The 21,649-nt window shown below is 40.4% G+C and carries 18 protein-coding genes; 6 read left to right on the forward strand and 12 right to left on the reverse strand.

All coding sequences use genetic code 11. From position 1 onward, the window contains the following. Positions 1 to 40: 40 nt before the first annotated feature. The 7 genes from JFU56_RS03645 to JFU56_RS03675 form a co-directional block, all read right to left on the reverse strand. Positions 41 to 1,951 carry a methyl-accepting chemotaxis protein gene (locus JFU56_RS03645; RefSeq protein WP_198435935.1) on the reverse strand — a complete coding sequence of 637 codons (1,911 nt, stop codon included), beginning with the start codon at positions 1,949 to 1,951 and terminating at the stop codon, positions 41 to 43. A gap of 355 nt (positions 1,952 to 2,306) precedes the next feature. After that, positions 2,307 to 4,217, reverse strand: coding sequence for a methyl-accepting chemotaxis protein (locus tag JFU56_RS03650; protein ID WP_198435936.1), 1,911 nt, complete (start codon positions 4,215 to 4,217; stop codon positions 2,307 to 2,309). Positions 4,218 to 4,592: 375 nt separating this feature from the next. Continuing rightward, positions 4,593 to 5,945, reverse strand: a complete 1,353-nt coding sequence (locus JFU56_RS03655) for an 8-oxoguanine deaminase (RefSeq protein WP_198435937.1) — start codon at positions 5,943 to 5,945, stop codon at positions 4,593 to 4,595. A gap of 218 nt (positions 5,946 to 6,163) precedes the next feature. Then, positions 6,164 to 7,561, reverse strand: coding sequence for a uracil-xanthine permease family protein (locus JFU56_RS03660; RefSeq protein ID WP_198435938.1), 1,398 nt, complete (start codon positions 7,559 to 7,561; stop codon positions 6,164 to 6,166). Positions 7,562 to 8,182: 621 nt separating this feature from the next. Beyond that, positions 8,183 to 9,283, reverse strand: coding sequence for an alkene reductase (locus tag JFU56_RS03665; protein WP_198435939.1), 1,101 nt, complete (start codon positions 9,281 to 9,283; stop codon positions 8,183 to 8,185). A gap of 146 nt (positions 9,284 to 9,429) precedes the next feature. Further along, positions 9,430 to 10,359 (reverse strand): patatin family protein, encoded by a 930-nt coding sequence (locus tag JFU56_RS03670; protein ID WP_198435940.1) that lies wholly within the window; start codon positions 10,357 to 10,359, stop codon positions 9,430 to 9,432. Between the two features lie 117 nt (positions 10,360 to 10,476). Beyond that, positions 10,477 to 10,920 (reverse strand): Lrp/AsnC family transcriptional regulator, encoded by a 444-nt coding sequence (locus JFU56_RS03675; RefSeq protein WP_198435941.1) that lies wholly within the window; start codon positions 10,918 to 10,920, stop codon positions 10,477 to 10,479. 143 nt (positions 10,921 to 11,063) lie between these two features. On the opposite strand from JFU56_RS03675, the gene JFU56_RS03680 reads away from it, so the two are divergent. Beyond that, positions 11,064 to 11,651, forward strand: a complete 588-nt coding sequence (locus JFU56_RS03680; RefSeq protein WP_198435942.1) for a LysE family translocator — start codon at positions 11,064 to 11,066, stop codon at positions 11,649 to 11,651. A gap of 79 nt (positions 11,652 to 11,730) precedes the next feature. On the opposite strand, the gene JFU56_RS03685 is transcribed toward JFU56_RS03680, so the two are convergent. From JFU56_RS03685 to JFU56_RS03695, 3 genes are all read right to left on the reverse strand, one after another. After that, entirely contained in the window at positions 11,731 to 12,621 is an 891-nt protein-coding gene (locus JFU56_RS03685) for a hypothetical protein (protein WP_198435943.1), read from the reverse strand. Between the two features lie 72 nt (positions 12,622 to 12,693). Next, positions 12,694 to 12,918 carry a helix-turn-helix transcriptional regulator gene (locus JFU56_RS03690; protein WP_198435944.1) on the reverse strand — a complete coding sequence of 75 codons (225 nt, stop codon included), beginning with the start codon at positions 12,916 to 12,918 and terminating at the stop codon, positions 12,694 to 12,696. A gap of 9 nt (positions 12,919 to 12,927) precedes the next feature. Then, positions 12,928 to 13,476 carry a DUF2975 domain-containing protein gene (locus tag JFU56_RS03695; RefSeq protein WP_198435945.1) on the reverse strand — a complete coding sequence of 183 codons (549 nt, stop codon included), beginning with the start codon at positions 13,474 to 13,476 and terminating at the stop codon, positions 12,928 to 12,930. A 158-nt stretch (positions 13,477 to 13,634) separates the two neighbouring features. Between JFU56_RS03695 and JFU56_RS03700 the strand changes: the two genes are divergently transcribed. Then, entirely contained in the window at positions 13,635 to 13,997 is a 363-nt protein-coding gene (locus JFU56_RS03700; RefSeq protein ID WP_198435946.1) for an MmcQ/YjbR family DNA-binding protein, read from the forward strand. Between the two features lie 70 nt (positions 13,998 to 14,067). On the opposite strand, the gene JFU56_RS03705 is transcribed toward JFU56_RS03700, so the two are convergent. Next, complete coding sequence (locus tag JFU56_RS03705; protein WP_198435947.1) at positions 14,068 to 14,601, reverse strand: dihydrofolate reductase family protein; 534 nt, start codon at positions 14,599 to 14,601, stop codon at positions 14,068 to 14,070. A 240-nt stretch (positions 14,602 to 14,841) separates the two neighbouring features. Here JFU56_RS03705 and JFU56_RS03710 point away from each other — a divergent pair, with 240 nt between their 5' ends. The 4 genes from JFU56_RS03710 (at position 14,842) to JFU56_RS03725 (ending at position 20,724) form a co-directional block, all read left to right on the forward strand. After that, a complete protein-coding gene (locus JFU56_RS03710; protein ID WP_198435948.1) occupies positions 14,842 to 15,429 on the forward strand; it encodes a TetR/AcrR family transcriptional regulator in 588 nt (195 codons plus the stop codon). Between the two features lie 186 nt (positions 15,430 to 15,615). Further along, positions 15,616 to 16,308 (forward strand): TetR/AcrR family transcriptional regulator, encoded by a 693-nt coding sequence (locus JFU56_RS03715; RefSeq protein WP_198435949.1) that lies wholly within the window; start codon positions 15,616 to 15,618, stop codon positions 16,306 to 16,308. Continuing rightward, complete coding sequence (locus tag JFU56_RS03720) at positions 16,295 to 17,623, forward strand: efflux RND transporter periplasmic adaptor subunit (RefSeq protein ID WP_198435950.1); 1,329 nt, start codon at positions 16,295 to 16,297, stop codon at positions 17,621 to 17,623. Before JFU56_RS03715 ends, JFU56_RS03720 begins: the two co-directional genes overlap by 14 nt. Before the next feature lie 2 nt (positions 17,624 to 17,625). After that, the gene (locus tag JFU56_RS03725) at positions 17,626 to 20,724 is read left to right on the forward strand and encodes an efflux RND transporter permease subunit (protein WP_198435951.1); all 3,099 of its coding nucleotides are present in this window, start codon (positions 17,626 to 17,628) and stop codon (positions 20,722 to 20,724) included. Positions 20,725 to 20,785: 61 nt separating this feature from the next. Here the strand turns inward: JFU56_RS03725 and JFU56_RS03730 are convergent, their stop codons facing one another. Beyond that, on the reverse strand, positions 20,786 to 21,601 hold the full coding sequence (locus JFU56_RS03730) for an EAL domain-containing protein (protein ID WP_198435952.1): 816 nt from the start codon (positions 21,599 to 21,601) through the stop codon (positions 20,786 to 20,788). Between the last annotated feature and the right edge of the window lie 48 nt (positions 21,602 to 21,649).

A 21,649-nucleotide genomic window follows, 5' to 3' on the forward strand; every position in this document is an offset into this window, starting at 1 on the left:
TGATAACTTTTAATTAAATCTAGTTTAATAAGATGAAACGTTATCTTAGTTTAAACTGTCCTACGATTGATTTTAGCTGCTCGTTAGCGACTGCCACGTTTACCGATTCTTGCGCGGTAGATTGACCATTTATCGCTAACTCTTGCGCCATTTCACGGATCGCCGTCATGTTACGCGTCACTTCAAGCGACACACTACTCTGCTCTTCAGCTGCCGTGGCAATTTGCGTATTTAAGTCATTAATTTGCATAACAGAAGTAGCAATATGATCCAAATCATCAGCCACTGCATAAGTGCTTTCAGCCGCTTGTTGGCAGGTTGCTTGAGTCATATTCATCGCTGAAATAGCTGAGCTTGAACCTGCTGTTAACGCATCCAATGTCTCTTTAATTTCAGCCGTACTCACTTGTGTTCTCGCCGCTAGTGCTCGTACTTCATCCGCTACGACAGCAAAACCACGACCTTGTTCACCCGCTCGCGCCGCTTCAATTGCCGCGTTAAGTGCCAATAAGTTAGTTTGTTCTGCAATAGCACCAATGACATTAAGTACTTTAGTAATGGCTTGGGTATCGTTCTCAATGTCTTGAATACTTTTTGATGAACTTTCTACATTTTCAACTAACTTAGATACCGTTGTTGTTGTTGTGCTTACCGTTACTTTCGACGTACCTACCTGCTTATTCATAGCATCGGTAAACTGCGACGCTTCTTCAGCATTACTGGCAACATCGTTTGCAGTTGCACTCATTTCTTCTACTGCCGCTGCGATTTGGTCAGTTTCAATAGAATGTGCTTCTAATACTTGATTGTTCGTTGTGGTCTGTTGCTCTAGCTTGCCAACACTTTCTGCAATATGTTGTGAAGAGTTATCTATCTCTAACATCAGTGTTTGCAGATTCGCAATGAAAGTATTAATCCCCGCAGAAATGTCACCAAGGTCATCTTTACTCTCGATCGGTAAGCGACGTGTTAAATCACCATTACCTTTAGATAAATCAGTCACCACTTCTTTCAATGAAATGATCGGACGATAAACAATATTCAGTACCGTCATAGTCAAAAATAAACCCACTGCGAGCATAATAATAGAAACCACAATCGACGTTTCTAACGCCTCATCAACTTCTGCATAAGCAACTGATTTATCAACACCAATAAATAAATACCAGCTCTTGCCATTAATCAGGGTGATCTCTTGGGTAAAGGCAAGTTTATCAACACCACCTAAGGTATAAGCAGTCGTGTTCAAGCGGCCACTTAACATACCGGTTTTCACATTACCCATACCGATATCATTAAAATTGACGCCTGTTCTCAATGTCGCTGAATTAGAGGCTAATGCATCACCGTCAGCATCCATGATCGCGGTAACAGAACCTGGGTAGTTAACATTTTTGATGGTTTCTTCGAGGATACTTAAATCAATATCACCCAATAACACACCATTTCCCATGTTACGCACAAGAGAGATAACCGGCAGGCCTGTGCCAGCATCGTTATATACGTCTGAAATATCGAATGTTGCTGCGTTTTTACCTAAGCTATACCAAGGACGTTGACGGGCATCATAACGCTCGGTGATCGCGACACCATTAACCCAGCTTGAGTCTTGTGCAGTGGAGTAAGTAACACCGTCATCAAAAGCAAAAAACACCCCACCAAAACCATTCGTTTCTTTTACTAATCGCGCAATAGTGACATAATCGTCACCTAGGCTATTAGACTTATACTTTTGGTTAATCACATTTAATGCTTTGGTTTTTTCGGTGAACCAATTTTCAATTTTATTGGCTTCATAGCTAACGATTGAAGTAGACAGCAAGTTCACATCTTCAATGGTTTTAGATTTAATGATGTTATAAGAGATTATATTTGAAACAAGTAAAATAGCGGTCAATAACGTGATGACTGACAGTATGATGAGCCTTTTGAAACCTAAATTTTTTAGCATTATTTTATTCCACAATTAGATAGACCAGAGGGTAACTGCGCGGTAATTTATATCCATTAAAATGAGCAGTTGTCGTGCCTAACCAACGCCGAGTCGAATTTATAAATTCATACTCTTTACGTCTTTCATTCCCTGTTATCACTTCCTAGTAATAAGAATGTTCTGAATAATCCATCAATGACACCAACAGTGTATCGGCGCCTTCAAGTGAAACATTAATAAATCATCAGTAAAACATCATAAAATAATTAATGCCCATCCATTTATTGAGTCATTGCGTTTCTAAAATGCAAAAAAGCCATTAAGTATTAACACTTAATGGCTTTTGATTGGCTCAATTTAACAAGGTGAAACGTTATCTTAGTTTAAACTGTCCTACGATTGATTTTAGCTGCTCGTTTGCGACTGCCACGTTTACCGATTCTTGCGCGGTAGATTGACCATTTATCGCTAACTCTTGCGCCATTTCACGGATCGCAGTCATGTTACGCGTTACTTCAAGCGACACACTACTCTGTTCCTCCGCTGCTGTTGCAATTTGCGTATTTAAATCATTAATCTGCGTAACAGAACTGGCAATATGATCCAAGTCTGTCGCTACCGCATAAGTGCTTTCAGCAGCTTGTTGACAAGTTGCTTGAGTCATATTCATCGCTGCAATAGCTGAACTTGAACCTGCCGTTAATGCATCTAGCGTCTCTTTAATTTCAGCCGTGCTCACCTGTGTTCTAGCTGCAAGTGCACGCACCTCATCAGCAACAACAGCAAAACCACGCCCTTGCTCACCCGCTCGCGCCGCTTCAATTGCTGCGTTAAGTGCCAGTAGATTGGTCTGTTCCGCAATTTCACCAATCACATTAAGTACTTTAGTGATGGCTTGTGTATCTTTTTCAATATCTTGGATACTTTTTGATGAACTTTCAACATCTTCAACCAACTGAGATACTGTTGATGTGGTTGATGTCACCGTCACTTTCGATGTATCAACCTGTTTATTCATGGCATCGGTAAATTGTGATGCTTCCTCAGCATTACTGGCAACATCATTCGCCGTGGCACTCATTTCTTCTACAGCAGCGGCTATCTGATCTGTTTCAATTGAGTGCGCATCCAGTACTTGATTATTGCTCGTCGTTTGCTGCTCTAATTTCCCGACACTTTCGGAAATATGCTGTGAAGAGTTATCGATCTCTAACATCAGCGTTTGCAAATTACCAATAAAGATATTAATACCTGCGGAAATATCACCGAGGTCATCGTTACTCTCTACCGGTAAACGACGTGTTAGGTCACCATTACCTTTAGATAAATCCATCACAACTTCTTTCAGTGATACGATCGGACGATAAGCTATATTTAGCACTGTAATAGTCAAAAATAAACCCACCGCGAGCATAATAATAGAAACCACAATCGAAGTTTCTAGCGCCTCATCCACTTCTGCATAAGCAACTGATTTATCAACACCAATAAATAAATACCAGCGCTTGCCATTAATAAGGGTAATCTCTTGCGTAAACGCTAATTTATCGACACCACCGACAGTATAACTCGTTGTATTGGCATGCGCATTTAGCATCGCTATTTTAACGTTATCCATACCGATATCAGAAAAGTTAACGCCCGTTTTCAATGCCATTGAATTTGACGCTAATGCATTACCATCACTATCCATAATGGCAGTGACAGAACCTGGGTAGTCGACATTTTTAACGGTTTCTTCAAGAATTTCTAAACCAATATTGCCTAACAGTACACCGTTACCAAGATTACGCACCACTGAAATAACCGGAAGACCAGTGCTTCTCGCATTATAAACATCGGTAACATCTAACGTTGCCGTGTTCTTACCTTTGGTATACCAAGGGCGTTTACGCGCATCATAACGCGCAGTTATCGCAACGCCATTAACCCAGTCTGCATTTCTAGCGGTTGAATACGAGGCACCATCATCGAATGAGAAAAAGACGCTAGCAAAACCACTGGTTTCTTTTATAAGTCGCGCGATTGTGACGTAATCGTCACCTAAACTATCTGACTTATATTTTTGGGACATCGCATTAAGCGCATCCGTTTTTGCTGTAAACCAATCTTCAATTTTATTGGCTTCGTAGTTTACTATTGAACTAGATAGCAGATTCACATCTTCAATGGTTTTAGATTTAATTATATTATAAGAAATTATATTTGAAACCAGTAAAATAGCGGTCAGTAAGATTACTACCGACAATATGATGACTTTTTTGAATCCTAAATTTTTTACCATTATTTTATTCCACAATTAGATAGATTAGAGATTACCTGCTGAAAATTTACATCCATAAGATTAACCGCAGTAGTGTCTAACAACTTTAGAATATGCTTTAAATTAACAACATAACCCTAGCTGTGTTCTTCATTCTCTATTTATTACGTCCTAATAATGAGAATGTTCTGAATAATCCATCAATGACACATGGTGTAGCGTATCGGCACTAATTGGGGAAACATGAATAAAAAATCATAAAATAATTAATAGCTATCTATTTGTTTAATAATTGTGACTTTAAAGTGAAAAAACGCCACCAATATGGTGACGCTCTGAAGTGGAAGAGTAGTCGGTCTAAGTTAGAGGTTATAGATATAGCTCTAGTGATTAAAACTAAGCGTTAGCTAACTGGGTAGCCAGCATGATCTGCTTTGCCATCAATTGGTTTAGATCCAGCCCAACGATTTCCCCGTCAAGTACTCGCCATTTACCGGCAACCATGACTTTATCGGCTTTCGTCGCGCCACACAGTAATAAGGCTGCAACCGGTGTACCCGCGCCAGCAAAACGAATTTCATCGAGTTTAAACAAAGCAACATCTGCCTGTTTACCCACGGCAATTTCACCAATATCATCACGCCCTAAACAACCTGCCGAGCCTTTTGTCGCCCACTCAAAGGCTTTTTGATGAGTGATCTCACTAGCACCATAACGCAGTCGCTGTAATAACAGCGCCTGGCGAACTTCACCTATCATGTTAGAACCATCATTAGACGCCGAACCATCAACCCCTAAACCAACTGGGCTACCTGCAGCTTGCAGTGCTAATGTCGGACATTGTCCCGACGCTAATATCATATTCGATGATGGACAGTGACAAACACCAACGCCAGCACCACCCAACCGCGTTATTTCTTCATCATTAAAATGAATACCATGCGCTAACCATGTGCGGTCGTTTAACCAACCAACACGTTCAAGGTAATCGACAGGCCGCACGCCAAACATTTTAATACAGAAGTCGGTTTCGTCATGCGTTTCAGCTAAGTGAGTATGCAATCGCACATTGTTTTCGCGGGCTAAATCACCGGTAGCAGTCATCAATTCTTCACTCACCGAAAACGGCGAGCAAGGTGCCAATGCGATACGGGTCATCGCGCCGTCTTCGTATTGATGATACTCCCTAATTAAGCGCTGGCTATCATCTAAAATTTCGCTATCAGTTTGAATCGTTGTACGCGGTGGTAATCCACCTTGATCTTCGCCTAAGCTCATTGAACCACGCGTTAAGTGCACGCGAATACCCAATTTTTTAGCTTGTTCAACTTGAATATCGATAGCATGTTCAAGGCCATCAGGGAATAAATAGTGGTGATCACTGGCTGTGGTACAACCGGACAGTAATAATTCACTCAAAGCAATTTGAGTTGAGGTGGCGATCATTTCCGGCGTTAATTTTGCCCACACTGGATATAAACTTTGCAGCCAAGGGAATAACTCTTTGTTTAATGCAGCAGGAAAAGCGCGCGTCAGGGTTTGGTAGAAATGATGATGACTGTTAATTAAACCGGGGATTAGCACATGCTGACTTGCATCAACAATATCATCAACTGGATTAACAGGCTCTGCGCCAACACGAACGAGTTCAACGATAATGTCGTCTTGAATAACAATACCGCCAGCATAAGCGGGATCTAAACAGTCGAGTGGATTCTTGATCCACAGGCGCAATGATTTAACTTGCATATAAGCTCCTAATTGTCAGGATTTAAAAAATAATAAAGACTAAATAGTCCTAATTAATCAAACCCGGATGTAGGAGCCAAAAGTGCACAAACCGGAAAGGTACACAATCAGTTGATTTAAAATCACGGCTATTTAATCTAGCCTCCAGTCAATCAAGTAACGCGCAAACGCTACCTGATTAAAGCAATAACAACAAAATACAGGGGGAAAGTCAATGGTTACACCGTTACACTTTTTTGCTCAGCCACCTTTGATTTTACTTCTGATGTAGCCTCATCTTCTGCTATTTTACGTTTACATGGCAAGATCAAGCTCATCAAAATAGCTGACAATCCAGATACGGTAACGGAAGAACTAAAGATGCTCTTAAACAAAGGCGAGAATGAACTCGTTACTTCAGGGACAGCAACAACACCAAGGCCAAGACCAAACGAAACAGCCATGATAAGCAGGTCACGACGATCGAGATCTGCTGTCGCTAAAATACGAATACCCGCAGAAGCAACAGTACCAAACATCACCAGCGTCGCCCCCCCTAGTACCGGTTTAGGTAATGTTTGTAATACCGCCCCGATAACCGGAAATAAGCCCAATAACACAAACAGGCCGCCAATATAAAAAGCCACATAACGACTTGCAACACCGGTTAACTGAATAACACCGTTGTTTTGGCTAAAGGTCGACATTGGAAAACTACCAAAAATAGACGCTAAGCAAGAGTTAATACCATCACCTAACACACCCCCTTTGATACGTTCGATATACACAGGTCCACGCGTCGGTTCATTCGATACCATCGAGTTAGCGGTTAAATCACCCGTTGTTTCGATAGCGGTTACAATAGAAATGATCGCCACAGGAATAAACGCTGCTAGCTCAAAATCAAAACCATATTTAAACGGAGACGGTACCGAAATAACAGGTACATCAGCAATCTCACTGTTTACCATCCCCATAAAATAAGCCGCAATATAACCCACCACCATACCAATCATGATGCCAGAAAGGCGTAATACCTGATTACTTGAACGATTAATAAGGATGATCGTACTTAATGTAATAGCACCGACAATAAGGTATTTTGAATCGCCAATATGTTCATTGCCGAAACCGCCCGCGATATCGGTCATACCAACTTTAATCAGAGATAGACCAATCGTCGTGATCACAATACCAGTGACCACGGGGGTAATAATATGTTGTAGTTTATGGATAAAACGACTCAATGCGATCTCCACAAAAGAGGCTACAAAGCAGACACCAAAAATCATCGCTAAAATATCTTCTGGGCTACCACCGCGATTTTTAACAATAAAACCAGCAGCCAGTACAGCGCTTAAAAAAGCAAAGCTCGTGCCTTGCACACAAAGCAAACCTGAACCAACGGGTCCTACACGTCGAGCTTGTAAAAAAGTGCCCACCCCAGACACAAATAACGCCATAGAAATCAGATAAGGTAATTCACTGCCTAATCCGAGTACACCGCCAATAATCAGCGCTGGCGTAGTGATGCCCACAAAGCTGGCTAAAATATGCTGAAAAGCAGCAAACAACGCTTTTAGTGGTTCGGGGCGATCGTGTAATCCATACAACAAATCACTTTTATTGCCTTCCATGTTCATACCTACCTCAACTCAATCTGATAATAGTTTTTAAATCAAAGTTTTAACTAAGATTAATGCTGCCAATTTGTAAGTCTGCTACCGTCATAACGCTGTCATATCACTACCATAAATAAAGTCATCAGGACTGTCATCATCGTGATAGTGAAACGGTCATAAAACTACAACTCCAAATACTGTACACAATATTAGAACCAAGTTGCAACAAAGTGAAATTCAAATAACGGGCTTAAAAACTAAAAAGAGGTAGGTTTAACATTGTTGGCATTAAAAATGGATAAATAAAGACTTTAAAATCATAACCATAAACAAAACACCCTGTAACATCTCACTTTTCAATAAAAGTAAAATAAATGTTAAATAAATGTACTGATGCAGTGTTTTATTTCACACGGTAAAATCTAGAACAATAATAAAGAAATATCAATACAATAATGACGCAGATTGTATTAACGCCTAGAAGGTTAAGATAGTTAGGTGATTGATGTAAACGTTGATCTTGTATGAGGGCTCATATAAACCAATAAAAGCGAGCACAATATCGCGATTGCCTCACCTTCACCTGTCCTTAGCTGCAATATTTTTAGCAGTGTATTTTATCGCTAAAAGTAAGACTTAACTCTCCGTGTATTCAGGATAATCTATCAATCCAGCTTCTGCACCACCAAATAAGGTTTCAGGATTGTGCGTGGCTAATGGGTAGCTATTTTTAATACGATTTGGCAGATCTGGATTTGCGATAAAAGGACGACCAAAACCAACCATATCCATGATCCCTGATTGAATCGCTTTAGCACCTTTTTCATCGTTGTAACGACCAGCATAGATAATGACACCTTGATAAACGGCGCGTATAGACAGTTTAAAAGCGACCGGTGTTTCAGGCGCATCATCCCAATCGACTTCAGCAATATGGATATAAGCAACCTTATAATTATTTAACACAGCAGCCGCAGAAACATAACTTGCCACAGGTGTTGCATCGACAGTACCGTTTAACGAGGTAAATGGAGCAAGACGTACACCAATACGATCAGCCCCAATCGCGTCAGCCATTGCAGCAACCACTTCACTCATAAATCGTAAACGGTTTTCAATGCAACCACCGTACTCATCGGTTCGGTTATTCGCTTCAGAATCAATAAACTGGTTAATCAAATAACCATTCGCTGCGTGTAACTCAATGCCGTCAAAACCAGCTTCAATCGCATTTAATGCCGCTTGACGATATTCAGCAACAACATGTTTAATGTCTGTTTTAGTCATTTCTCGTGGCTCAACCACGTCAACAAAACCCGCTTCGTCAGTGCCGTTATCAATGAATACTTTTACATTTTCAGCTTTCACCGCGGAAGAAGATATCGGTTGCATACCGCCAATATTATCAGGGTGTGTTACGCGACCTACATGCCAAAGTTGCGCAAAGATAGTGCCGTTTTTAGCGTGCACGGCTTCAGTCACTTTTTTCCAACCCGCAATTTGCGCGGTAGAATAAATACCCGGTGTCCAAGCATAACCTTGACCCATAGGAGATATTTGTGTGCCTTCAGCAATAATAAGACCTGCTGAAGCACGTTGGGCATAATACTCAGCCATCATTTGATTCGCTACATTACCAGGCTGACTGGCACGAGAACGCGTCATTGGTGGCATTACGATACGGTTTTTTAACGTAAGTTTACCAAGTTGAATTGTTTGAAAGAGTGCGTTTTTCATGTTGTCATTCCTGTTAATTTACAGACGTTAAACAAGCCCTTTGCGGCCTGCTTCGTGTCGATAACAGCAGTGTATAGAAAAACATTTTAATAAGAAAATTATGATACTTAATGATTTTGATAATTATTTTTAATGATTAATGTCACTCATTGATACATATCCAGCCCTTGAAAAGAGTTTAAAAACCGCTGCCCACAATGGAGACCTTGTTGATAATCTTCATCAAGTGACGTCTTTTTACTGCCTATCAAGTTGGATTTTAATAACGTTGTCGGGTGCAGTTCATATATAGATACACCTTTTGGCGGATTATCTAAAAACAGCTGAGCTTTACCGTAAGATGCTTCATGATCAATTAAGTTATTAACAAGCTTTTTGGTTTTTGCATTTTTAATATGTGGCGTTAACTTAGCTAAAAATGGATGCTCATATTTTATCTCTGGTGGGGCTGTTCTGATCACGACAATATGCTTATAACCCTGTCGGTATACTTCTTCTAACGGGATTGGCGCCTGAACACCACCATCTAACCAATGATATTTGTCTAAGATCGCAGGCGTATTATGAATACCGGGAATAGAACAACTCGCCTTTAAAGCCAGTTCCCAACCAGAGTCAGCTAAATCAAAATAATCGACCTGATTATTATTATCTTGAGTTGCTGTCACCAGCACTTCACGGTTTTTCATATTTGCATTACCACTATGCCAATCAAGCGGTATCGTGGTTTTGGTTTGCTCAAGTAACCAATCGATATCCAGACCCTTATGATCGAATAGAAAAGAACGCATATTAAAAAATTGTTTGTCCATAGTGGCTTCAGTGATCACTCGATAAGCGTGCTTATGCTGTCCACAAATATAGGATGCAAGATTCAATGCGCCTGCAGATGTGCCAATTAATAATGAGAATGGGTTAAATTTTTCTTGAAGAAAAGCATCTAATACACCAGCAGTAAAAATACCTTTTTGCCCACCACCTTCAACCACAAGCGCAATACAATTTGCTTTATTAACATTGTAATCACGGCTTTCTTTAGAATGGTTAGCTGAATAGTAATAGTGATTTCCGGGCATTCAAATTCCAACAAATAAACGAGTGTCCAAATAAGTTTCAACACGATATCACAGCCATTTGTCGAATTGACAGTAAATTAAATGGACAATATAAACAATATTATGATCTATTAATCCTTAGGTTCTTTCATCTTTTGGTGTGTCCATCACCACCAAGGTTGTGATTGAATAGACTTGCGGGATCTCCCCCAGTACACCGGAATGAAAGCGTTTGTAAGACGTTAAATCTTCCGTCTCCACTCGGAGTAAATATTCACTAGAGCCGGTGACGTTATGGCACTCGGTCACTTGGCTTGCTTCCATAATACTATCTTCGAAGCTACGTTGTGATTTCTTACTGTGGCTCGATAAACCTATCGTGACATAAGCAATAAAGCCAATACCCAGTTTTTTGGCATTAAATACTGCGCGATAACCCTGGATAACATCACTGCGTTCCAATTCCTGTACACGTCGGAGTGTGGCAGAAGCTGATAATCCGATGCGTTCAGCAAGCTCCACATTGGATAATCTGCCGTTTAATTTAAGCTCACGCAAGATCCTTTCGTCAAATCTATCCATAGCAACCGTTCCTTGTGAATTTTCATCAATAAGAGCAAATATAGGCACAAAATTTACCGCATTGTTATTTAAAATACAACTACACAGTGTGACAGCTACACCGCTTCATCTACACAAAATAAACACGATAATGCGAGTATAAAATGGAATATCAACAACTTATAGCACTTATGACTTTCGCCCTTGTTTCAACAGTTTCACCTGGACCAAACAATATTATGCTGATGACATCCGGTGCGAATGTTGGCTTTATGCGCACGATCCCACACATGTTAGGCATTATTGTTGGTTTCAGTGTGATGGTGGTTTTGGTTGGCTTTGGCTTGATGGGCCTATTCAGTAGCTACCCTTCTGTGCAGCAAGGTTTGCGCATTGTTAGTATTTTTTATCTGCTGTATTTAGCAATTAAGATCGCCACCAGTAAATCCATGAGCAGCGCTGCATCTGATTATAAACCGATGTCGTTTCTGTCAGCCGCAAGCTTTCAATGGGTAAACCCGAAGGCATGGACAATGGTACTAACAGCAATCAGTGTGTATGCAGCCTCTACTGAATTACAAGATATCCTGCTGGTATCGCTGGTATTTGCACTTATCACTGTGCCGTCAGTTGGCTTGTGGACGGCCGCGGGGAAGAAATTACAAAGCGGCTTACAAGCACCACATCGAATTAAACTGTTTAACTACAGCATGGCGGGCTTGTTGGTATTTTCAATTGTGCCGATGCTTTGATTTTATCGTCATAATAACTAGAGCTAGGCTTTAGAAGAAAGCTTGGTTTGTGGGTATCTTTACCCACAAACCAACGGTGCTACCATGCAGAGTATATTGTGACAGAACGTTGTTTCCGTGTCAGGTATACAACAGCAGAACTCACCGCTACACCGATGAATACCCACTCCAAGGTAAACTGACTAATACTCAAGATACGATCAACATAGGACTCAATGCTTGAATAATACAGATAAAATACAAAAGTTACGCCACTCTCTGTCAATATTAATAACGTTAAAATAGTCTGTACCATTAAATTTTTATGTTTAGAATAATGGTTCAAATAAATCAAATAACAAACAAAAAACGAAGCGATCACAGGTTCAATAAAAGTCAGTGAGGCAATCACATCTACCTGCCATGGGTAAGGCACCTCTAAAACACCAGCTGAATCAGGGGACGTCAAATATGGCATCAGTGGCTGAGTTATATCTTGAAACACAGGTTGAATGAAGAACAAAGACAAAACTGTAAAAATGATAACGACTAGAACAGCGATTACTTTATTGTTTAACATTAATGTTCGACTAATCACGTTAATGACACCTGTAGTCATTAACGTAAGTAGCAGTTCAGGTAAATAGTTAGAAACCCATAAATACAGAAACTGTTGATCGACGGTGTAACCCGCTGTTAACGGTAAACGTATAAGTAGCTCTTGTAGAGCAGCCATCGTAATAAATAGTACAGCCCACTGACCGATAAAACTTAACGACGTTTTCCATTCTTTAATGCGTTCACTCAACCATAATATGCCTATATTTTGTAATATAAAAAGTGACAGTGGCAGCCAGACGGGTTGATCGACCCACTGAGGGTAACTAACACCAGCATTAGTCATTTGAATGTGAATACCAACTGCAAGAGTCGCTACAATCAATAAATACAGTCCGAGTAAAACTCGGGCTTTAATAGATAAAAAAATCATCGAAACCCTCTATTTTAGATATAAAAAAAGCCGTAAAACGGCTTATTATCAATAGCATGCTAAGCTATGATATTAGCTATAGTTATCATCACTATTAACTTCAAACGCAAGAATGTCACCAGGCTGGCATTCAAGTACTTCACAAAGTTTATCCAGTGTCGATAACCGAACCGCTTTCGCTTTGCCGTTTTTTAATATCGAGAGGTTTGCTTCTGTAATGCCAACTTCTTGAGCGAGATGTTTTAAGCGCATTTTTCGTTTCGCCATCATTACATCTAAATTAATACAAATAGTCATCCCAACTCCTTAAATCGTATGGTCGTTTTCATCAGCAAGAATATAACCTTCTTTCATCACCCATGAAATAATCAAGATGATAAAACCAAGTACTAATGTTAAAAAGTCCAATCCTTCAAACCCAATCGCCAACATGCGTTCGCCAGGTGGGTTATTAAACGACAAGATAACCGACATTAATGCCCCGTAAACAATAGAAGCACCAACCCAGTAAAATAAGCTGTAACCTAATTTTTGATAACGCATCACATTATCAAGAGTGAAAATCTCGTTACGCTCATAGCTGCGGAATAAATTAATCAGTACCTTAAGCGCATACATAATGATGCTACATAAAAATAAACTGGCTATGGCCGCTAATATTCGCGTTGTTAACGTCAATGGTAATTGTGTGTAACTCTCAACGTTATGAGTGACCTGAATAATGCCAAATGATGTAAGAAAATCATATGATGTTTCAACCGTTAGCCAGTAATAACACACTGCAATTGGCGTTAGTACAAAAAGGCTTTGAAAAAATAGACGAGCACGACGGCTTTGCTTTTGAATTTTTGACATAATAAATAACCCTGTTAAATTGATAACTGGATACTAAAGTACAAAACATCACATTTCAACAATTAATTATCGATTTACGATAATTAATTGTTATTTTGCATGCGTATATTAATCAGCGCAGATCAAAGTATCACCCATAACATATCAAGGACTCACTAATGACTTACGATGAATTCAATAAATTTTGTGGATCACTATCAGCCAGCACCTATGTCATGCAGTGGAACAATGCTCATGTGTGGAAGATTGGTGGTAAGGTATTTGCGATTGGCGGTTTAAGTAAAGATAACCAAGCGGCATTCATTTTTAAAACCTCAGAACTTAACTTTAATTTCTTAAGTGATCTCGCTGGTTATAAACCAGCCCCCTACTTTGCTTCCCGTGGAATGAAATGGATACAACACTTCGAAAGCAAAATAGAGACGGATGAGGAATTAAGCTATTACCTTACAGAATCCTATCGTATCGTGTCTTTAGGGCTGACGAAAAAGCTGCAAAAAGAACTAGGCTTAAATCAGTAACCACTGATCGTAACCAAGTTCCTTTTTGAACTTTGGTTTCAATACAATTCCAATATAGTTCCAATATAGTTTAACTAGCTCGAACAAATTGATTTTGTACAATTGTGTCTAAAAGTACTTCGCTGTTAAGCAATTTAAAATTAACGGCTGCGTCCAGATCACCAAATAAACGAGAACCGCCACCGAGTACAACCGGGATAGTGGTAATAATTAACTCGTCAATCATATCCGATTGCATGAACTGTTGAATCGTTACGCCACCATCAATATACAAGCGCTTAAAACCCAGAGCATTGATATGCTCAACAACATCTTTAATGTCACCTTTAAGCAAGAAGATCTTATCCTCATAACCCGCAGGTACCGATGTTAATGTATTACTTAATACAAACACCGGTTTTGTATACGGCCAATCAACGCCAAAACTTAATACCATATCTAACGTATTACGTCCCATCACCATGGCATCAATACGCTCAACGAATGCTTCGTAACCCATGTCATCACCATCTGGATTTGGGATCATGTGTAACCAATCGACACTGCATTCCTTGTCTGCGATAAATCCATCTAAACTTGTTGCTATAAAAACGCTATTCGACATCTTGTGCTCCACTATTTTATATAAGTTTTTATTTCGGTATTTGACTTCAATATTCAGTTTCAATATTTGGTTCACTACTCACCGTATTCACAGCCAATACTCAAACTACAGTTAATCGTTAATCGTTAATCGTTAATCGTTAATCGTTAAGGGTCTTGGCTTTTACATTGCTTTTACACTGTTTTGGTATAAAATATTCTACAGCGTAGAATTTACAAAATAGTTTAGCGAGGATCAACAATGTCTGTCAAGGATAAAAAACGCGGTCGACCAAGAGGCTCAAGCAGCCAACTCAGCAGTTTAGTTATCATCACAGCTGCAAAAGCGTTTATGCAAGAGGAAGGCAAGATTCCAAGTATCCGCAAGCTTGCCAGTACATTACAGATTGATGCGATGGCCATTTATCATTATTTTAGTAATAAAAATGCCCTGCTTGAAGCCATCACAACCTCACTGATTACTGATATTTATCAACCAAAGAACACGGATGAGCGAGATTATGAAGGTTGGCAATCAGAATTACATAACTTGTGTAACAGCTATTTACAGCTATTAAACAGTTATCCAGGCTTACTCGAAACACTCCTATCGATGGAGAGTGAAAGTCCGGCGGCAGTATTCATCGATCGTTTTGAGATTGTCATCAGTCCTCTCCAGCTAACGCCGAGAGCAGCCAAAAAAGGACTCGATTTATTAGTCGATTATCTACACGGTTTCGCACTAGCCTTAAACTGTAATACTTCAAAAACAGCGTTGACGATGGATATGCTAGCTGGCCCTCTGGAATTATACTGCTTAGGGCTAACGCACAGTAATGAGCTTGAATAATCAGTATATTAGCAAGCAGTCTGTATTTAACTATAAGTTAATATGGCAATGAGTCAGTAGTAAGTAACCGATACACGCTGAACCTCTAATTTATCCAAAACGGTAAAAACGGGAAATTATTCATCTGGATAATTTAACTAAACAGGTTCAGAATTATCCAACTGATTAATTAATGATGGCATAGACATGGATCACAACGATACTGAAGATGATAACAAAGGCGACACCGAAGTTCGTCATATAGGCAGACCAACAAAATCTTCCGACACCAATATTCGCCAACATCTAATGACAGTGGCATTTGATCTCTTTGCCAAACATGAATATAACCAAATTAGCACCCGTAAAATTGCTGCGGCAGCCAATACCACACCAGCGATGATCCGTTATTACTTTCAAAATAAAGAAGGTTTATTTCACGCATCCATGTCGCAATATCGTCAGCCAATGTTAGATATTTTTAAACGTTATGTCGCGAAACCACAAGTACAGCACCTGCATGATATATTTTCGCTTTACTACACCACCATGCAAGAGAATAAAAGCTTACACAATATCGTCAGACGCAACATGACTAGCAATGATAACCCGCAAATTAAAGCACACATCATTCAAGAAGGGCCCCAACAATCCTTCAAGTTGATTAAAAACATGTTCATTAAACTACAAACCAAAGGTGATATAAAACCTGAGCTTGATCCGGAAATATTAACCGTACAAATGCTCAGTTTATGCATCTTTCCTTGTGCATTTAAGCCTTTGCTCCAACAATTAACAACAACCGCTATCGACACGCAATTTTACCGTCAACTAGCACAACAAAATTTCACTTTATTAATTAACTCAATCACTACGGAGCAATACAATGAAGAAATCTAAACTACTGTGGCTACCTATCGGCGTTGCAACAGGGTTAGGTATCATGGCAATAAATAATGCCATCATGAAAAAAGACACTGTATTAGAAGTGATTGAGCCAGCACAAAGCGTTTATGTCAGCCAGATACAAACCCAGAATATAGCCCCAGCAGTAAAAGGCTATGGCAATGTCGTGGCTAAAAATAAGTGGCAAGGGATCACCGAAGTCAGCGGTAAAGTGATTTACAAAAATGAACGTTTACAGCGTGGTACCTTTATTAATGAGGGCGTGGAACTGTTGCGTATCGACCCTGCGTCTTATCAGTTAAACCTCATCACAGCACAAGCTAATTTAGACAATATTAATTCAGAAGTTGAAAAGCTAGATATTGAAGAACAGCGTCTAACACGTTCATACCAAGTCGAAAAGAAAACCCTCGCTTTAGAAGAAAAAGAATACCAACGTAATATCAAATTAAACAAAAAAGGCACAATATCAGCGTCGAGTTTAGAACAGCAAGAGCGCGTGTTATACAATACTCAGTTACAGCTAAATGATTTAAAAGCACAAGTAAACCAACTACCAGCGCGTAAAAAAGCCCTACAAGCACAAATAGCCCAAGGTCAGAGTCAAGTTGATCAAGCCCGACTGGATTTAGAAAATACCATTATTACCATGCCATTTGACGGCCGTATTATTGATGTTAGCGCCGAGCTACAACAGTTTGTGTCTACGGGTACCAGTCTAATGCTGGCGCATGATGTGTCAAAATTAGAAGTCGAAGCGAAAATGCCCACCAGCCAATTAAGCCGTTTGATACACAGCTTAAAGCAAGACCAAGAAATACTCGATAACCTCAATGCCGTGCCAGATATTGCCATTGCTAACTTAACTGCACAAATAACCTTACGAAACTCGTCATCAGAAACCCATTGGCAAGGTAAAGTAACCCGTATTTTAGGTGAAATTGATGCTCGCTTAGGTACCGCAGGATTAGTGGTTGAAGCTGACTTTGATTTCCTTGAGTTCATTAAACGTAACGATCCCACTGACAGCCCAATTATATCGGGGATGTTTGTTGAAGTAACCGTTAATGGTCAAGCACAACAGCAATTAACCGTGCCATTACAAGCGCTACATAACAACCGTTTATACTTGGTCGATGAAGAGAACAGACTCCAACTGCAAGAAGTTGAAGTACTGTTTATCCGCGACCAAGTTGCTGCCATTAAGGCCAAAGGTCTGGAAGCTGGTCAGCAAATTGTATTATCCGATATTATCCCTGTCGCTAATGGTTTAAAGCTAGCACCAACAGTATGGACAGAGGATAAATAATCATGATCCAGTTCTTTACCAAACACCCAACGGCTGCCAATTTAGTCATGGTGATGTTTTTAGCTCTCGGTGCAATCACGCTGCCAGATATGAAACGGGAAACATTTCCTGACTTTTCCGTCACTATCGCACAGATCTCTGTGCCCTACCCTGGTGCGAGCCCTGAAGATGTCGAACAAGCAATTTGTTTACCGATAGAAGATGCCCTAGACGGTATCAACAACCTGAAAAAACTAACCTGTAGCGCTAGCGAAGGCATGGCGGTTACGACTGCAGAAATGACGCACGACGGTAATGGGACTACGTTTATATCGGATATTAAAACCGAAGTTGACGCTATTGACCAATTCCCTGATGAAGTAGAAACCACAGTTGTAAAAGAACTGATGACCTATGACGATGTGGTCAGTCTGGTGATTTACAGTGACATGGATAAACAAGAACTTAAACTCTATGCCGAAGATGTTAAGCGCCGCCTAAAACGCTTAAAAGGCATAGCTCAAGTTGAGATAAATGGTTTCTCTGACCCGCAGTTACGTGTCGAACTTGATTTAGTCGCGCTGCGCCAACTGAATGTCTCTGTACAAGATGTAGCAAATCAAATTGCTAAACAAAATGTGAAGATGCCCAGTGGTAATTTAAATACCCCAAGCAGTACGATATTACTGCGTTTTGATGCCCAGCGTTATACTCCACGCGATCTGGGTGAGATCATTGTTTTAAGTAACGAAGATGGCAGTAAAGTACAACTAAAAGACATCGCGACGATCACGCAACGCTTTGAGTTAGATGAATCAAAAATATCGGTAAATGGTAAAGAAGGTACCATGCTAGATATTAAAAAATCAAAAGCCGATGATTCGCTTGATGTACTTGAAGAAGTGCAACAGTTTATTGTCGATGAAAAACTAAAAACCCCCGACAACATTGAATTCTCACTCACTAAAGACATGGCATCTGTCGCCAAAGACCGTCTTGATCTGCTGCTATCAAATGGTTGGCAGGGTTTCATCTTAGTATTCCTGGTTATGTGGTTATTCTTCCCGTGGCGTTATGCTATTTGGGTTGCCATGGGTCTACCTGTTTCCTTCCTTGCCAGCATGTATGTACTGTCATTAGTGGGGATTAGCTTAAACCTAATGTCGATGGTTGCATTGCTCGTCGCCATTGGCTTATTGATGGATGACGCCATTGTATTATCCGAAAGTGTCGCCCATGAACTATCTAAAACCGAAGACAAACTCGCTGGTATTGTTAAAGGGGTTAATCGGGTTAAAAACGGGGTTTTTTCGTCTTTCTTAACCACAGTTGCTATCTTTGGTTCACTGGCCTTTCTTGAAGGTGACATGGGTGAAGTACTGAAAGTCATCCCGATAACCTTAGTGATCACCTTGAGCGTCTCGCTAGTTGAAGCGTTTTTGATCTTGCCGCATCACTTGTACGCGTCAGTAAAAGATGCCGATGACAGCGTTGCAGAAAATAGCTTTAAAGGCCGCTTTAATAAGAAGTTTGAATACTTCCAGTTTACTATTTTACCTAAAGTGATTGGTGCTGTGGTCGACCGTCGCTATATGGTCACAGCAGGTATTATTGCCTTATTCATTGGTACCATCTCGCTGGCTTCAAGTGGCATGTTACGCTTTTCAGCCTTCCCTGAAGTTGAAGGTGACTGGGTTCAAATTACGGTCTTGATGCCACCGGGCACACCATTGGAGAAAACAGATAAAGTAGTGGCTCGTATTACCAACAATATTAAAACAACCAGCGCCCAATTTGGTGAGCAGCCTGATAATGAATCATTACTTAAATACATTACAGTCCAAAGTGGTACGAATCCCGATGCCGGTGAAAGTGGTGAACATGTCGCGACTATCTTTGTTGATTTGCTGACTTCAGAAAAACGTGATACCCGTATGGCTGATTATTTAGCGGCGCTGCAACAAGAAATCGGAGTTATTCCTGGGGTCACCAACTTAATAATCCGTGAACCGGCGATTGGTCCGGCTGGCCGTGCGATTGATATTGAATTAAGCCACCCTGACATTCAGACCTTAAAAGATGCGGGTAACGAACTCGCGCAATACCTTGCCCAGTTTAATGGCGTAAGTAACATCATTACTAATCTACGTGATGGTAAACCAGAACTGCGCATGTCGTTATTACCCGGTGCTGAAACATTTGGCGTCACAGGACAAGATATTGCTATGCAACTGCGCGCCGCATTTTTCGGTATCACCGTTGATGAGTTGCAAATTGGCAGTGAAAATGTCGAACTGGACGTGAGACTGGCAGAGCAGTATCGTTCTGACCTGGCTTATTATGAAGACTTTCCGTTTACCCTTGCTGATGGAAGCCAAGTGCCGCTGGCCAGTATTGTAAAAGTAGAATGGGGTCGTGGTGTTAGCCAGTTAAACCGCATTAATAACATTCGAACGATGTCATTAAAAGGCGATATCGATAAAGAACAAGCTAATACCGTTGAGCTAATGGCTGGTATGCAAAAAGACTTCGTGCCAACGCTAACACAGAAATACCCTGGCATTGAAGTGCGTTTAGGTGGTGAAGTAGAATCGACAGCTGAAACGGGGAACTCGATGGTAAAGAGTTTCTCGATAGGTTTGTTTGTTGTATTTGCTATTCTCAGTTTTCAGTTCCGCAGTTATATTGAACCTATCATTGTGATGTTAGCTATACCGCTCGCGCTTATCGGCGTGTTCTGGGGCCACTTCATGCTGAATTACGATCTGACGATGCCGTCAATGCTAGGCTTTACGTCGCTAGCAGGGATAGTGGTGAATAACTCGATCTTACTGGTGCAGTTTATTAAAGAGAACCTAGTCAAAAGCAATGACATTAGGCAAGCGGCTATCCATGCAACTACTAACCGTATCCGCGCGATTTTAATCACGACAGCAACAACGGCTGCGGGTCTAATGCCAATACTATTGGAGCAAAGCATTCAAGCACAAGTCATTATCCCCTTAGTTGTGGCGTTAATCTTTGGCTTAATCGCATCAACACTATTGGTTATTTTAATCTTACCAGCCTTCTATGGCATCTTAGATGATTTTGGTTTAACAGAACGTCACAAAGAAGCGTAAACGGGTAATGTTAGCCAGCTAAAGAATAGCTGGCTAACATTAATGGCCTAACTAGACGCTATCACTTATGTGGTCTAGCGACACTTGCTAAACGCTCTAGCCGCTGTGGTTTGGCTAAATAATATCCCTGAAAATAATCAGCCCCTGACGCTACACAACGCTCAAATACCGCTTCAGTTTCAATACCTTCGGCAATAGTCTTTGCTTTAATCAAATGCCCGAGACTGACAGCATGATGAAACTTGTTGTACTTAAATGCTGCGAGTAAATCGACAATACTTTTATCTATTTTCAAATAATCAGGTCTAACACTTCGAACTCTCTCTTCAGTCGAATAAGCACTACCATAATCATCAATCGCGACTTCGATACCAAAACCTGCGAGTTTCTGGATCCCGTTTAATACCGACTCAAGATTACGCCCTTCGAATTCAATAATTTCATAAACTAATTGCGCTGGAGATAGGCCGATTTTCTTTAACCCCCTAACAAGGGTATCAACCGCAATATCATGATTAGACAAGATCTCAAATATAACAGGGGTAACATTAATGAACAGTTTTTTATCGTAGTGACAAGAGTAAGAGAAGTTTAACATATGGATAATGGCACACGTTAACGTGGCAATCGCACTGGACTCGTCATCATGACGAATAGATTCAAAGTAATCATGGGGGTTGATCGTAGCACCATCGGAATCAAAAATTCTGGCGAGCGCTTCGACACCGTAGATATTATGTTCGCGGTCAAAAATGGGTTGAAACACACTGGTAAAAGTTAAGCCTTTGTCGGTGATGGAAAAACCATACTCGTTATCTTGCTTGATAAGGTCGACAATATTCTGGTGCAGTTTAGCGTAATCATTCATAAAATCCATCGTATAACCTTTATTCCCTATTAGCTATATACCCTCACTTTCGCGAAG

This window comes from Moritella sp. F3, assembly GCF_015082335.1.
Classification (GTDB): domain Bacteria; phylum Pseudomonadota; class Gammaproteobacteria; order Enterobacterales; family Moritellaceae; genus Moritella.

What these genes read in the sequence shown, in the direction of transcription:
- JFU56_RS03645 (WP_198435935.1), bottom strand. Translation starts at nt 1,951, where the DNA reads ATGCTAAAAAATTTAGGTTTCAAAAGGCTCATCATACTGTCAGTCATC.
- JFU56_RS03650 (WP_198435936.1), bottom strand. Translation starts at nt 4,217, where the DNA reads ATGGTAAAAAATTTAGGATTCAAAAAAGTCATCATATTGTCGGTAGTA.
- JFU56_RS03655 (WP_198435937.1), bottom strand. Translation starts at nt 5,945, where the DNA reads ATGCAAGTTAAATCATTGCGCCTGTGGATCAAGAATCCACTCGACTGT.
- JFU56_RS03660 (WP_198435938.1), bottom strand. Translation starts at nt 7,561, where the DNA reads ATGGAAGGCAATAAAAGTGATTTGTTGTATGGATTACACGATCGCCCC.
- JFU56_RS03665 (WP_198435939.1), bottom strand. Translation starts at nt 9,283, where the DNA reads ATGAAAAACGCACTCTTTCAAACAATTCAACTTGGTAAACTTACGTTA.
- JFU56_RS03670 (WP_198435940.1), bottom strand. Translation starts at nt 10,359, where the DNA reads ATGCCCGGAAATCACTATTACTATTCAGCTAACCATTCTAAAGAAAGC.
- JFU56_RS03675 (WP_198435941.1), bottom strand. Translation starts at nt 10,920, where the DNA reads ATGGATAGATTTGACGAAAGGATCTTGCGTGAGCTTAAATTAAACGGC.
- JFU56_RS03680 (WP_198435942.1), top strand. Translation starts at nt 11,064, where the DNA reads ATGGAATATCAACAACTTATAGCACTTATGACTTTCGCCCTTGTTTCA.
- JFU56_RS03685 (WP_198435943.1), bottom strand. Translation starts at nt 12,621, where the DNA reads ATGATTTTTTTATCTATTAAAGCCCGAGTTTTACTCGGACTGTATTTA.
- JFU56_RS03690 (WP_198435944.1), bottom strand. Translation starts at nt 12,918, where the DNA reads ATGACTATTTGTATTAATTTAGATGTAATGATGGCGAAACGAAAAATG.
- JFU56_RS03695 (WP_198435945.1), bottom strand. Translation starts at nt 13,476, where the DNA reads ATGTCAAAAATTCAAAAGCAAAGCCGTCGTGCTCGTCTATTTTTTCAA.
- JFU56_RS03700 (WP_198435946.1), top strand. Translation starts at nt 13,635, where the DNA reads ATGACTTACGATGAATTCAATAAATTTTGTGGATCACTATCAGCCAGC.
- JFU56_RS03705 (WP_198435947.1), bottom strand. Translation starts at nt 14,601, where the DNA reads ATGTCGAATAGCGTTTTTATAGCAACAAGTTTAGATGGATTTATCGCA.
- JFU56_RS03710 (WP_198435948.1), top strand. Translation starts at nt 14,842, where the DNA reads ATGTCTGTCAAGGATAAAAAACGCGGTCGACCAAGAGGCTCAAGCAGC.
- JFU56_RS03715 (WP_198435949.1), top strand. Translation starts at nt 15,616, where the DNA reads ATGGATCACAACGATACTGAAGATGATAACAAAGGCGACACCGAAGTT.
- JFU56_RS03720 (WP_198435950.1), top strand. Translation starts at nt 16,295, where the DNA reads ATGAAGAAATCTAAACTACTGTGGCTACCTATCGGCGTTGCAACAGGG.
- JFU56_RS03725 (WP_198435951.1), top strand. Translation starts at nt 17,626, where the DNA reads ATGATCCAGTTCTTTACCAAACACCCAACGGCTGCCAATTTAGTCATG.
- JFU56_RS03730 (WP_198435952.1), bottom strand. Translation starts at nt 21,601, where the DNA reads ATGGATTTTATGAATGATTACGCTAAACTGCACCAGAATATTGTCGAC.